Raw genomic sequence first — 13,283 nt, 5'->3', positions numbered from 1 at the left:
AGCGAAGCAATCCAGCATCCCTCCGCGGAAAGACTCTGGATTGCTTCGCTGCGCTCGCAATGACGAGCTGAAAGATCGTCGTTCCCAGAGACACCTGTCTCGCGGAGACTCCCCCTCACCCGCCGCGCTGCGCGCGTCGGCCTCTCCCCACACGCGGGGAGAGGCGAAGGAGACCGCGCTCGCGGCTACAATCACCTCACCAGCTCGCAGCCGCCCTCCGCCAGCGGGCGGAACGCCTGGTCCGCTGGGATGGTCGAGACCAGCTTGTAATAGTCGTAGGGATATTTCGACTCCTCCGGCTTCTTCACCTCGAACAGGTACATCGGGTGCACGACGCGGCCGTCCTGCCGGATTGTGGTGTCGCCGAACAGCTTGTCCTTGCCCTTGAACTTCTTCATCTCCGGCACGACGTTCTTGGCGTTGTCGCTACCGGTCGCTGCGACCGCATTGAGATAAGCGAGCGTGGAGGCATAAACGCCGGCCTGGTTGCCGCTCGGCATCTTGCCGTTCATGCCCGGACGCGCGGCGAAGCGTTTTGCAAAGGCGCGGGTGTCGTCGTTCATGTCCCAGTAAAAGGCTTCCATGAGCTGGAGCCCTTGCGCGACCTTGATGCCCATGCCGTGAACGTCGTTGATGAAGAGCAGGAAGGCGACGAGCTTCTGGCCGCTCTGCTGAATACCGAACTCGGCGGCCTGCTTCACTGCGTTGATGGTGTCGCCGCCGGCATTGGCAAGGCCGATCACCTGCGCTTTCGAGCTTTGCGCCTGTAACAGGAAGGACGCGAAATCGGAGGTGCCGAGCGGATGCTTGGACGAGCCGATCACCCTGCCGCCATGCGCCTCGATGTATTTCTGCGCTTCTGCCTCGATTCCTTTACCGAGCGCGTAGTCTACCGTGAGGAAATACCAGTCCTTGCCGCCGCGTGACATCATCGCGGCCGCCGTTGTGTTGCCGGTCGCCCAGGTGTCGTTGACCCATTGAATGGTGTTGGGCGAACAGGCCTTGCCGGTGAGATCCGAGCTCGCGGTCGAGGACGCCAGGAACGTCAGGCGGCTGTCGCGCAAGAGCGTGTTGATGGAGAGGCCGACGGCCGAGTTCGGCACGTCGACAATGGCGTCGACGCCTTCGACATCGAGCCATTTGCGCGCGATGGCGCTGCCGACATCGGCCTTGTTCTGGTGGTCGGCGTAGACGATCTCGACCTTGATGCCTTTGCCGCCGCCGTTGAAGTCTTCCGCCGCCATGCGCGCGGCTTCGACCGAGCCCATACCGTTGGTGTCCTGGAAGATGCCGGAGATGTCGTTGAGCACGCCGACGCGCACGACATTGTCGGATATCTCGGCGCTTGCCGCGCCGCCCATCAGGCTCGCAGCCAGTGCAAGCGCCCACTTCAGATGCTTCATCATTCCCTCCCCTGTTGGATATGTTGCCGCGCCGATCGTTGCCGGCGCGGTTCAAACTTCAGACCTGCCGCTCGGGCAGCCTCACGACGAGCCCGTCGAGCGCGGGCGTGACATGGATCTGGCAGGACAGCCGGCTGTTCGGCAGCCGCTCGCTCGCGGTGCCGTCGAGCAGCGCATCCTCGTCGTCCGCCATATCAGGCAGGCGCGCCAGCCAAGCGTCGTCAACATAGACGTGACAGGTCGCACACATGGCGTTGCCGCCGCATTCGGCCAGAATGCCGTCGAGGCCGTGGCGGGTCGCGGCCTGCATGGCGCTCTCGCCATCGCCGGTCTCGACACGATCAGACCTGCCGTCGGGACGGATGAAGGTGATGGCGGTCATAAGACTCCTCGTCAGGCCGGGGTGATGGTGACAGGCAGGCTGTCGAGCCCGCGCAGTGTGTTGTTGAAGCGGCGCTTCGGCTCGCCCGTGATCTCGATCTTGGCGATGCGCCGCGCCAGCGCCGTCAGCATCACCTCGCCTTCGAGGCGCGCGACGAGCTGGCCGACGCACATGTGGATGCCCGAGCCGAAGCCGACGTGGCCGGAAGTGCGGCGGGTGATGTCGTAGTGGTCGGGCTTGTCCCAACGCCGCGGATCGCGGTTGGCGGCGGCGAGGAACATCAGCACCTTCTCACCCTCGCCGATCTTCGCGCCGGACAGCTCGACCTCCCGCGTCGTGGTGCGGAAGAAGGTCTGCACCGGGCTTTCGAAGCGTACGGCCTCCTCGAAAGCGCCGCGCGCGAGCGAGAGATCCTCGCGCAGGCGCTGCCATTGATCCGGGAAGCGCGCGAGGCAATAGACCGCGGCGCCGATGCCGTTGACGGTGGTGTCGAGGCCGGCCGACAGCAGCGAGCGCACCAGCAGCGGCGCTTCGGTCGCGGTGATCTCGCCATCATCGACGCGGGCGTGGATGCAGGCGCCGAATCCGCCGGGCGCCAGATTTTCGCGCTGGCACTGCGCGGCGACATAGGCCTGGTGCGGCGCCGAGCGTTCGATCGCCTCCTGGCGCAACTGGTTGGGCGGGCCGAAGGCGTTGAACACCACGCTCGCATAGGGAATCAGATGCTCGCGGCCTTCCGGCTTCAGCCCGAGCGCATCCGGAAAGATCGAGAGCGGATAGGCCTCGGCAAGATCCGCGATCGCGTCGAAGCTGCGCTTCTCCAGCAACGCGTCGACCCGCGCGTCGGCCGCTGCGGCAAAGCGGTCACGGACCTGCTTCATCACGGTCGGCGACAGCACTTTTGACAGCACGGCCCGGGTGCGGGTGTGCGCGGGCGGATCGGCCTCCAGGATCAGGCTCGGCGGCCGCCACGGCGTCTCCTTCTTGAAATCACTGAGGCCGACGCCGCGGCTGGAGCAGAAGGTCGCGGGATCGTTCAGCACGGCATGGACCTCGGCATAGCGCGCCACGCCGTACACGCTCCATTTGTCGAGATAGACGACCGGGCCTGCCTCCCGCAGCAACTCATGCGTAGGATAGGGATCGGCAAAAAAACTCATCGCGAAGGGATCGACGTCGAGATGCGGGACGGCCGCAACGCCAGTTGGTACAGGGGAGCCGGATACGGTCATGGAAGACCTCCCTCATTTTGATCTTGTGAAAGGGCGGCGCATGCCCTTAGGTCTCTGGGCCCCGCCGCGAGTCAGAAGCCCGACATGCCTGCGCCTTCGACCAGATCCCGCCCCAAACCTGCGCCCACTGACGCAGGACCGACGCTCGATCTCGATCGTTACGTCCCGGCCTTCGTCACCTTCATCGCCAACAAGCTCTCGAACAGCGCGACCGCGTTCTATCAGCGGCAATTCGGCGTCAACGTCACGGAATGGCGGATCATGTCGCTGCTGGCGATCGAGCCCGGCATTCCGGCCTCGCGCATCTGCCACGTCATCGGCTTCGACAAGGGGCCGGTGAGCCGGACGCTCGCCGGGCTCGAAAAGCGCGGGCTGGTGTCGATCCGCACCGACCCGAACGATGGCCGCACCCATTCGATCTCGCTCACGCCGAAGGGCCGCGCCACCCACGACAAGGTCATCGTCGCCGCGCTCGAACGCGAGCGGCGCCTGTTGTCCTGCCTCAGCAAGGACGAGCGTGAGGTGCTGATCGACCTGCTCCGCCGGCTGCACGAAAACCTCGGCGCGGTGACCGGCGGCACCGAGACCTGACAGGCCGCGCGCCGGCTGTCCGCTCCCCTCATGTCTAGACGTGCGCCGGCATTTGCCGACGGCACCGGTCCGGTCGCGCATCGTTTCCTCCGAGGTCGGACGCGGCGGTTCCTCCCGCCGTCATCCTCGTTTGGAACGGTTCGCACAAATTAGTTGCTTAGGCAACAAAAGAATCGGCAGGATAATGCGGCAGGATGGCTGGCCTAATTTGTCGGCCGCGCTCTCGTGTCCCGGACGCGGCGCGGCATGAAATGACGCGACGCAGAGCCGGGACCCAGCGGCTCCGTGCACGACGAAAGATGGGCCTCGGATCTGCAGCGCATCACTACGTGCTGCGCTGCGTCCGGGGCACGGCAGCAACTGGCGGCACGTTCAGATGCTACAAGCCAATCCACTCCGCCGAGGCATCATCATTCAGCCGCGCCACCGCATCGGCACGGCGCGTCAGCACGGCGCGCTGGTTGATGTAACCCTTGTCGGTGATCTCGCCACCGTCGACCGACGGCGGTTCGGCGAGCAGCAGCGCGCGCGTGGCATGGCCGGAGGAGTTGCCGCTCTGCCGTTTCAGTCGCGCCAGACCCTGCGTGATCGCGGCCCTGACCTTGTCATGCGCCAGCACGTCGTTCACAGTTGCCGTCTCGCCCAGACCGGCATGGGCGCGGCAGGCAGCGATATTCGGGAACACCAGGAAGCGCACCTCGTCGCCGCCATGGCCGGTGACGACGATGTCCTGCGCGAGCGGCGCCAGCGCGGCGATGCCGGCGACGCGCAGCGTGCCGACGCTGACCCAGGTGCCGGAATTGAGCTTGAAATCTTCCGCGACGCGACCATCGAAGAACAGGCCGCGCTCGGGACGCTTCGCATCGGCAAACTTCACGGCGTCGCCGATGAGATAGAAGCCTTCTTCGTCGAACGCCTGCTTCGTCAGCTCCGGCGCCTTCCAATAGCCCGGCGTGACGTTGGGACCGCGCACGCGCACCTCCAGCTTGTCACCGGAAGTGACGAGCTTGAGCTCGGTGCCGGGAATGGGCACGCCGATATTGCCCGAGCGTTCTGCGAGGAAATGGCAATCGGTCGCGAGCGGGGAAGTTTCGGTCGAGCCCCAGGCCGAGACCATCGGCAACGCACGACCGACGGTCTCGATGGAAAGCCGCTCCAGCGCATCCCACAGATTCTGCGGCAGCGCGGCGCCGGCGTAGAATGCAAACTTCACCTCGCCGAAGAAGCGGCGGCGCAGCTCCTCGTCGCCGCGGAGTGCCGCGATCAGCATGTCGAAGCCGCGTGGCACGTTGAAATAGACCGTCGGAATTACGCTTCTTAGATTGGCGAGCGAGGTCGCAAACAGACCGGGCGCGGGCTTGCCGCCGTCAATGTAGAGCGAGCCGCCATTGCGCAGCACGAGGTTGAAATTGTGATTGGCGCCGAAGGTGTGGCTCCAGGGCAGCCAATCGAGAATCACGAGATCACCACGGCCCGGTTCGAGGAACGTCCAGGTCTGCGCCTTGGCCTGCTGGCTCGAGGTCAGCATGCGCTGGGTGTTGATGACCGCCTTGGGCGTACCGGTCGAGCCCGAGGTGAACAGGAATTTTGCGATCGTGTCCGGCGTCACCGCGGCGAAGGCTTTTGCGACGCCGGACGTTTCGGGCGTCGCCGCGATGGTGCGGAACGACAGCGCATCGGCATCGTCGGCATTGCCGCTGATGATCCGCGCCGTGTGCAGCGGCCTGATCGCATCTAGCGCCGCCGCAAATGGCTTCATCGCGGAGACATAGATTGCACCCGGCTCGAGCAGCGCGATCATGCTCCTGAGCTTGTCAAAGTCTTTCGACATCAGCGAATAGGCGGGCGAGATCGCCGCCGAGGGCACGCCGACATGCTGGGCGGCGAGCGCGAGCAGCGCATGGTCGATGCTGTTGTCCGAGAGGATGGCGAGCGGGCGCTCGGCACTGAGGCCCTGCGCCAGGATCCAGGACGCCAACGCCCGCACCTGCCGCAGCGCCTGCGCATAGCTGACGGTGGTCCAGGGCGCTTCGGCGCTGCCGCGCTCGGCGAGGAAGATCTTATCAGGCGTTTGCCGCGCCCATTGCTCTAGCCAGTCGCCGGTGCAGCGCGCGCTCTCGCCAAGCGGCTCGGGTGAACGCAGCACGACGCTGCCGTCGGCGCGATGCTCGGCGACGGTATTTGGCGTTGCGAACAGGCTTGCAGCATCACCGCGTGAGGCGGCTGTCATGGGGTTTCCTCCTCGCCCCGGATCCGGGATCGGCCGCAGCCTCGTTCCGGGCTGCTTTGACCACAATGTTGGGCACGACAATTGTTGTCGTCAACAACAATCTTTCACCCCGCGCGTCGAAGCGCTAAGGTTGGGCGGAGGAGACACCGTGTGACAACCAGCGCAGCCCAGACGTCCCCACGCAAACGCGCCGGCAACGGCGCCGTGCAGCGGAACGACGCCGATGAGGTCGGCCTCGACGCGCTGGTCGGGCACGCCGGCTATGCGGTGCGGCGCTTCCAGATCTGGATCTTCCAGGACTTCATCAAGACGCTCGGCGAGGTCGATATCCGGCCGACGCAATATTCGGTGCTGACGGTGATCGGCGCCAATCCGGGCCTGTCGCAGATGGCGGTGGCCAAGCGCCTCGGCATCGAGCGCGCCCGGCTGGTGCACCTGCTCGACAGCCTCGAGGAGCGCAAGCTCGTGAAGCGAATCAAGTCGAAGGCGGATCGACGTTCGCATGCGCTGCACCTCACCGCGCGGGGCGCGGCGGCGCTGGCCAAGTTCAAGCGCCTCGCGGCCGAACACGAGCGGCATGTCGAGGCGAAGCTCGGCAGGGATAACCGGCAGCACCTGCTCCGGATCCTCGCCGACTTTACCTGATCTCGGCTGCCCACAATTTAAGCAGGCGCCCGTAGCCGAGCACTTGCGCCCGGCACTCAAGGCATCTCCAAGCCACTGATCTCACGATAATATCCGGAGCACCTGCCCTGCCCTGACGCTGTACACAATGGCACATCGCTTGCTTCAAGCCGGGTAAACCAGTTGCCGGAGTTTTGTCGCCATGGGGGCTGAGCAGCCTGAAACGATCGCAGCGATTGTGGCCGCGCATCGCGCGGGCACGCTGACGCCGGCGCGGACGGTCGCAAGGACCTATCAGCGCATCCGCGACCACAACGATCCCGCCGTCTTCATCAGCCTGCGCGACGAGAAGGACGCGATCGCGGAGGCCGAGAGACTTGCCACGAAGGATGCCGCGAGCCTGCCGCTCTATGGCGTGCCGGTTGCGGTGAAGGACAATATCGACGCGCTGGGCTTTCCGACCACGGCGGCCTGCCCGGCCTTCTCCTATACGCCGACGCGCGACTCCACCGCGGTCGAGCGCTTGCGTGCTGCCGGCGCCATCATCATCGGCAAGACCAATCTCGACCAGTTCGCGACCGGCCTCGTCGGCGTGCGCTCGCCCTACGGCATTCCCAGGAATTCGATTCGCGACGATCTCATTCCCGGCGGATCGAGCTCGGGATCGGCGGTCGCCGCCGGCGCCGGGCTCGTGCCGCTGTCGCTCGGCACCGACACCGCCGGCAGCGGCCGCGTGCCGGCGATGCTCAACAACATTGTCGGGCTGAAGCCGAGCCTCGGCATGATCTCGACCGCCGGTCTCGTGCCCGCCTGCCGCACGCTCGACTGTATCTCGGTATTCGCCTTGACGGTCGACGACGCAGCGCTGGCGCTCTCCGTGATGGCGGGGCCAGACCAGGCCGATCCGTTCTCGCGCGACCGGCCGCTGGGACCGATCACGCCGTTGCCGGCGAATTTGCGCCTGGGTGTGCCGCGCAACGGACAGCTGATCTTCTTCGGCGACAAGAAGGCGGAAGCCGCTTACAGCGATGCGCTGAAGCGCTGGACCGCGCTTGGCGCTGATCTGGTGGAGTTCGATCTCGAGCCGTTCTACGAGACGGCGCGGCTGCTCTATGAAGGGCCGTGGGTCGCCGAGCGTTACCTCGTGATCAAGAATCTGCTCGCGTCCGCACCCGATGCGATTCACCCGGTGACGCGCGAGATCACGGCGGCGGGCGCGCGGCTGACGGCGGCGGAGACCTTCTCCGCGCTCTACCGCCTGCAGGGCCTGCGCAAGATCGCCGAGCGCACTTTTGCGCATATCGACGCGCTGGTGCTGCCGACGGCGCCGACCGCTTATACGACCGCGCAGGTGCTGGCCAATCCGATCGAGCTCAACAGCCGGCTCGGCACTTACACCAACTTTGTCAATCTGCTCGATCTCTGCGGCCTCGCCGTGCCGGCTTCGATGCGCGCGGACGGCATTCCATTCGGCATCACGCTGCTCGCCCCCGCAGGACACGACGCGTTGCTTGCCAGCGTCGGCCGTGTGTTTCATGCGGATACGCAGCTGGCTCTCGGCGCAAAGCGCGTGGCGCAAGCACCGCTCGCGCCGCTTCCCGCAAGCAGCGGCGACGAGATTCCGATCGCAGTCGTCGGCGCACATCTGTCCGGCATGGCGCTGAACGGCGAATTGAAAGCCCTGAATGGGCGCCTGATCGAGGCGACCAAGACCGCGTCGGACTACAAGCTCTACGCACTCAAGACCACGCCGCCGAAGCCCGGCATGCTGCGCGTGGAGGCCGGCAAGGGCGCTGCAATCGAGCTGGAGATCTGGTCGCTGTCGTCGTCCGCCTTCGGCAAGTTCGTCAACGCGATTCCCGCGCCGATGGCGATCGGCACGGTGCGCCTTGCCGATGGCCGCAGCGTGAAGGGGTTTCTCGTCGAGCCCGCAGTGCTCGGCGAAGCGCGTGATATCACGGCGTATGGCGGCTGGCGGAAGTATATGGCGGAAGCTGCGACGGCTTAGGTGCCGGAGGGTGGGCAAAGCGAAGCGTGCCCACCATCACCATCAATTAGGAAAGACGGTGGGCACGGCGCTTTGCGCCTTTGCCCACCCTACGGCACCGCGCGCGCCGCCCTACACCGACACCGCGTAGATCTCATACTCCCCGCGCACCAATTCGATGTGCGCGCGCATGGCTGCCGCTGCCCCCTGCTTGTCGCCGCGCATGATGGCGACGACGACGCGGTCGTGCTCGGCTTGCGACTTTGCCAATCGGCCAAGATTGCGGAACTGGGCGCGGCGGAACGGCTGCACGCGGACGCGGGTGGCGAGCGTGATCTCGGCGATGTAGCCGTTCTGCGATCCCGTATAGATCGCGTTGTGGAAGCGCTCGTTGACCTCGTGGAAACGCTCGGGATTGCCGGCATAGCTCAGCACCCGCAGCTCTTCGTGGACGGTCTCCAGGCCGTGGCGCTCAGCGGCGGACATGCGCTCGGCCGCCAGACCGGCGCACAGCGCTTCTAATTCCGCCATCGCCTCGAACATGCTCTTGAGACGCTCGATCGAGGGCTGCGCCACCACCGCGCCGCGATGGGCACGCGCTTCGACGAGGCCACTCGCGACCAGCTGGCGCAACGCCTCCCGCACCGGCGTGCGCGAGACGCTGAACCGCCGCGCAATGTCGGTTTCGTCCAGCGGCGCCCCGGGAGCCAGGGTTCCGCGCACGATCTCGTCGGCGAGCTGAAGGCGCAGCTCCTCGGCGCGCGTGACCTTCTGCACCGACGGCGAAGGACGGTCGACGCGCGGCACCACCGGATCGGCCGGCAGCGTGCCCTGCGGAAAGTCGTCAAGCGTCATACGGTCTCTTTCGGCTCGTCGATGATGCTGACATGGGCGGCGACGACGCGCCAGCCCTCGGGGAAACGAATCCACGTCTGCATCTGCCGGCCGACCTTGCCGGGCGCCGTGTCGCGATAGAACAAGGTGGAGGCCACGGCCGTGTCGCGGCCATAGCTCGTAATCACGGTCTTCGCAGTCCGCCGGTTCAGGCCGACCGGCGAGCGGCCGGCGCGGAAGCCGGAGATCGCCTCATAGCCATAGAGGTTCTCGCCGATGCCGTAGCGCAGCGTGCGGGGATCATTGCGGAAGAGCTCGCCGAGCACGGCGACGTCGTTGCTGACGAGGGCCCGCTCATAGCGCTCGAACGCGGCTTTGACTTCCGCAATCACGTCGGGGAGATCGATCTCCATCTCAAATTCCTCTTAAAGTCCCCTCGGCGACGGCGCGGATACCACGCCCATCTTCTCCAATGCGTGCGCGACGCGCAACGCGATGTCCTCGCGCCAGGGCGCGGCGATGATCTGCACGCCAATCGGCAGCGGCTCGAGCGGCACCGGGACGGCGACGACCGGCAGGCCGATGAAGGAAATCGGCTGAGTGTGGATGCCGATATTGGCGCGCACCGGCAGCTCGACGCCATCGAGCGTGAAATTCACCTGGCCAAGCTTCGGCGCGGTGCACGGCGTTGCCGGCGCAAGCAGCACGTCGACCGACTTGAAGATCTCGGCGAGCTGCGCGCGATACCAGCGGCGGAATTTTTGCGCGCGGTCGACCAGCGGCGCCGGCACCATGGCGCCGGCGATCAAGCGGTCGCGCACGGCCGGATCGAAATCGTTCGGGCGCTTGCGCAGGCGATCGAGATGCAGCGAGGCGCCTTCGGTGGTGGTGATGACATAGGCGGCCGCACGGGCGCGCGAGGCTTCGGGGACATCGACAACCTCAGTCGCGCCGAGCGCCTTGGCAACGCGGCTGACGGCTTCGACGGCTTCCGGAAATACGTTCTTCTGAAAGTGCCCGCCGGCGATCGCGATGCGCAAGCCTGAGATGGACTGGCCGAGCAGCGGCGCCACCTGTTCGACGCCGCGCGTGGTGCAGGCGCCATCGTCGGCATCCGGTCCCTGCATGACATCATAGGCGAGCGCGAGGTCGGCGACGGAGCGTGCGAGCGGGCCGAGATGATCGAGGCTCGCCACGAACGGGAACGAGCGCGCCCTCGACAAGCGGCCATAGGTCGGCTTCAAACCAAAGATGCCGCAGAACGAGGACGGCACGCGGATCGAGCCGTTGGTGTCCGAGCCCAGCGCGATCGGCACCAGCGCGCCGCCGACGGCGCTGCCGGAACCGCCCGACGAGCCGCCGGTCATCCGCGTGGTGTCATGCGGATTGCGCGAGGGGCCGTCATGGATGTTCTCGCCGGTGAAGTCATAGGCGTATTCGCCCATGTTGAGCGCGCCGACCAGCACGGCGCCGGCCGCTTCCATCCGCTCGATCAGCGTCGCGTCGCGTGTGGCGGGCGCAAGGTCGCGGTTGATCTTCGAGCCGGCGCGCGTGACGACGCTAGCTACATCGAACAGATTCTTCACCGCGAAGGGCACGCCGGCGAGCGGGCCGAGTTTCTTGCCCGCGGCGATATCGGCATCGATCGCGCGCGCCTTGGCGCGGGCGCGGTCGGCGGTGACGTCGGTGAAGGAATTGAGGATGGGATCGTGCTGCTTGATACGCGCGAGAGCTGCTTCGGTGGCAGCGAGCGCCGACATCCTGCCGCCCGCAACCGCGCTTGCGATCTCGGAGGCCGTCATCTCTGGCTTGATGGTCATGGCGACGTCAGGCCGTGAAAATCGGCGCCGGCTCGGTCTCGTCCGGCAGCGCGAATTCGTCGACGAGGCGGCCAAGCCGCAGCGAGACTTCGAGGTTGGCACGCACCGCAGGCCTCCAGGCCTCCTCGACCGGCAGTGCCAGCGCTTTCGATACGGCGTCGATATAATCGTCCAGGGGTTCGGCCATCACGCTCTCGAACAATCAGTGCGCTCTTAGTGTATCTGCAACGGCGGATGCGGGATCGCCGTCAGCAGCTCCTTGGTGTAGTCGTCCTGCGGATCGCTCAAAACTTTCTCGGAAGAGCCTTCTTCGACGATCCGACCCGTCCGCATCACAATGACACGATCGCACAACAAGCGCACCACATTCAAATCATGCGAGACGAACAGATAGCTCATACCTAGCCGCGCCTTGAGGTCCTGAAGCAGGTTGAGCACGACGGCCTGCACCGAGACGTCCAGCGCCGCCGTCGGCTCGTCCAGGATGACGAGCTTGGGATGCAGCGCGATGGCGCGGGCGATGCCGATGCGGGCCTTCTGGCCGCCGGACAGCTGATGCGGGAAGCGGTCGAGCAGGTCGTGCGGCAGGCCGACCATGGTCGCCAGCTCCTCGCAGCGGGCGCGGAGCGCGTCGCGGCCCCTGATGTCGCCGAGTTGCATGATCGGGTCTGCAATGGCGCGCGCGGCGGTGAAACGCGGGTTGAGGCTGTCGGTCGGGTCCTGGAACACCATCTGGATCCGGCTGCGCTGCGGCAGCCGGGCGAAGCTGGCAGGCGCGATGCCGGAGATCGCCTCGCCGTCGAACTGGATCAGGCCAGAGGTCTGGTCCAGGAGGCGCATCACCATCATCGACGTCGTCGATTTGCCGCAGCCGGATTCGCCGACGAGGCCGACGCTCTCGCCGACGCCAATCGAGAAGCTGATGCCGTCGACCGCGCGGAACACATCCGGCTCCACCGGCGGCTTGCGGCCGAACAGTTTTCCGAGCACGGCGGTCGCGCCCTGGCGGGGGTATTCCTTGACGAGTTTGTCGACGAGGAGGAGGGGCTTCTTCTCCCTCTTCCCGTTCTTCACGGGGAGAGGGTCGGGGTGAGGGGCTGCTTCCACGACCGCGGTGCTGGGAGAGTCCCCCTCACCCGCCGCACTTCGTGCGTCGGCCTCTCCCCGCACGCGGGGAGAGGCGAAGGACACGCCCTCTTCTTCCAGCAACAGATCGCGCAAGGACACCCCGAGCCGCGGCGTCGCGCGCATCAGCTTCTTGGTGTAGGGGTGCTGCGGATTGGCGAAGATGTCGGCGGCTTTGGCGGTCTCGACCACCCTTCCCTTCTCCATCACCACGACGCGATCGCAATAGGCGGCGGCGAGGCCGAGGTCGTGGGTGATCAGGATGGTCGACATCGCGCGGCGTTTTGTGAGTTCGACGATCAGATCCATCACCGCCTTCTGCGTGGTGACGTCAAGACCGGTGGTCGGCTCGTCCGCGATCAGGAGCTGCGGGTTGCAGGCCAGCGCCAGCGCGATGACGACGCGCTGGCACATGCCGCCTGACAGCTCGAACGGATAGGCGTGGTAGCGCTCGCGCGGGCGGGCGATCTTGACCTGCTCCAAGGCCTCGATCGCCTTCTCGCCGTGATCGGCGACCTGAGCCTGCTGCACATGGGTGCGCAAGACGTCCTCGATCTGGTCGCCGACCTTGCGGATCGGATTCAGCGCGGCGCGCGGGTTCTGGAAGATCATCGAGACTTCGCGGCCACGCAGGTCGCGCATCTGGTCCTCGGTCGCGGCCTTGACGTCGATGCCGGAGAACATCACCGAACCCTCGGCGATCCGCCCCGCACGGTCGAGGATGCGCATCACCGCATAGGAGGTCACCGACTTGCCGGAGCCGGATTCGCCGACGATGGCCAGCGTCTCACCCTTGGCGACGGCGATATTGACGTGCTGCACCGCTTTGACGATGCCGCGGCGGGTGGTGAATTCGACGGTGAGATCCTGGACATCGAGCAGGGGCTGGGCGGTCATGAGGGCCTCCCAAACAAAAATGGCAAAAACAACCCCATGCACAGTAGAAGGTCATTGATTTCGTTGGGGAATTTTGACGCTGAATTTACGCGTGAGGCGGGCACCGCTCTCTCGCTCCCTCCCCCCTTGCGGGGGAGGGTTGGGGAGGGGGGCAGCCC

The 13,283-nt window shown here is 66.0% G+C and carries 12 protein-coding genes; 3 read left to right on the top strand and 9 right to left on the bottom strand.

Translation table 11 applies throughout. From position 1 onward, the window contains the following. Nucleotides 1-191: 191 nt before the first annotated feature. Genes CWO91_RS38430 through CWO91_RS38420 form a run of 3 tightly spaced genes read right to left on the bottom strand, consistent with a single transcriptional unit; the run spans nt 192 to nt 3,017 of the window. Nucleotides 192-1,403, bottom strand: a complete 1,212-nt coding sequence (locus CWO91_RS38430; protein WP_130220599.1) for an ABC transporter substrate-binding protein — start codon at nt 1,401-1,403, stop codon at nt 192-194. Between the two features lie 58 nt (nt 1,404-1,461). After that, nucleotides 1,462-1,785, bottom strand: a complete 324-nt coding sequence (locus CWO91_RS38425) for a 2Fe-2S iron-sulfur cluster-binding protein (protein WP_130220598.1) — start codon at nt 1,783-1,785, stop codon at nt 1,462-1,464. Nucleotides 1,786-1,796: 11 nt separating this feature from the next. Then, entirely contained in the window at nt 1,797-3,017 is a 1,221-nt protein-coding gene (locus CWO91_RS38420) for a cytochrome P450 (protein ID WP_130220597.1), read from the bottom strand. Nucleotides 3,018-3,101: 84 nt separating this feature from the next. Here CWO91_RS38420 and CWO91_RS38415 point away from each other — a divergent pair, with 84 nt between their 5' ends. Beyond that, a complete protein-coding gene (locus tag CWO91_RS38415; protein WP_130220596.1) occupies nt 3,102-3,608 on the top strand; it encodes a MarR family winged helix-turn-helix transcriptional regulator in 507 nt (168 codons plus the stop codon). Nucleotides 3,609-3,987: 379 nt separating this feature from the next. Here CWO91_RS38415 and CWO91_RS38410 read toward each other — a convergent pair whose 3' ends face one another. Next, entirely contained in the window at nt 3,988-5,838 is a 1,851-nt protein-coding gene (locus CWO91_RS38410) for a feruloyl-CoA synthase (protein ID WP_165406000.1), read from the bottom strand. Between the two features lie 150 nt (nt 5,839-5,988). On the opposite strand from CWO91_RS38410, the gene CWO91_RS38405 reads away from it, so the two are divergent. Next, entirely contained in the window at nt 5,989-6,483 is a 495-nt protein-coding gene (locus CWO91_RS38405; RefSeq protein WP_130220594.1) for a MarR family winged helix-turn-helix transcriptional regulator, read from the top strand. A 181-nt stretch (nt 6,484-6,664) separates the two neighbouring features. Then, the gene (gene atzF, locus CWO91_RS38400; RefSeq protein WP_130220593.1) at nt 6,665-8,470 is read left to right on the top strand and encodes an allophanate hydrolase; all 1,806 of its coding nucleotides are present in this window, start codon (nt 6,665-6,667) and stop codon (nt 8,468-8,470) included. 111 nt (nt 8,471-8,581) lie between these two features. Here atzF and CWO91_RS38395 read toward each other — a convergent pair whose 3' ends face one another. From CWO91_RS38395 to CWO91_RS38375, 5 genes are read right to left on the bottom strand one after another with little or no spacing between them, the layout of a single operon-like run. Next, a complete protein-coding gene (locus CWO91_RS38395; RefSeq protein ID WP_130220592.1) occupies nt 8,582-9,304 on the bottom strand; it encodes a GntR family transcriptional regulator in 723 nt (240 codons plus the stop codon). Next, the gene (gene hpxZ, locus CWO91_RS38390) at nt 9,301-9,696 is read right to left on the bottom strand and encodes an oxalurate catabolism protein HpxZ (protein WP_130220591.1); all 396 of its coding nucleotides are present in this window, start codon (nt 9,694-9,696) and stop codon (nt 9,301-9,303) included. Before hpxZ ends, CWO91_RS38395 begins: the two co-directional genes overlap by 4 nt. A gap of 12 nt (nt 9,697-9,708) precedes the next feature. After that, on the bottom strand, nt 9,709-11,103 hold the full coding sequence (locus CWO91_RS38385; protein ID WP_165405999.1) for an AtzE family amidohydrolase: 1,395 nt from the start codon (nt 11,101-11,103) through the stop codon (nt 9,709-9,711). A 7-nt stretch (nt 11,104-11,110) separates the two neighbouring features. Then, nucleotides 11,111-11,290, bottom strand: a complete 180-nt coding sequence (locus CWO91_RS38380; RefSeq protein WP_128930863.1) for a DUF4089 domain-containing protein — start codon at nt 11,288-11,290, stop codon at nt 11,111-11,113. 26 nt (nt 11,291-11,316) lie between these two features. Beyond that, nucleotides 11,317-13,125, bottom strand: a complete 1,809-nt coding sequence (locus CWO91_RS38375) for a dipeptide ABC transporter ATP-binding protein (RefSeq protein WP_130220590.1) — start codon at nt 13,123-13,125, stop codon at nt 11,317-11,319. Nucleotides 13,126-13,283 lie beyond the last annotated feature (158 nt).

It is taken from the genome of Bradyrhizobium genosp. SA-3 (genome assembly GCF_004212635.1).
Classification (GTDB): domain Bacteria; phylum Pseudomonadota; class Alphaproteobacteria; order Rhizobiales; family Xanthobacteraceae; genus Bradyrhizobium.
This window is presented reverse-complemented; position numbering and strand designations above follow the sequence as displayed.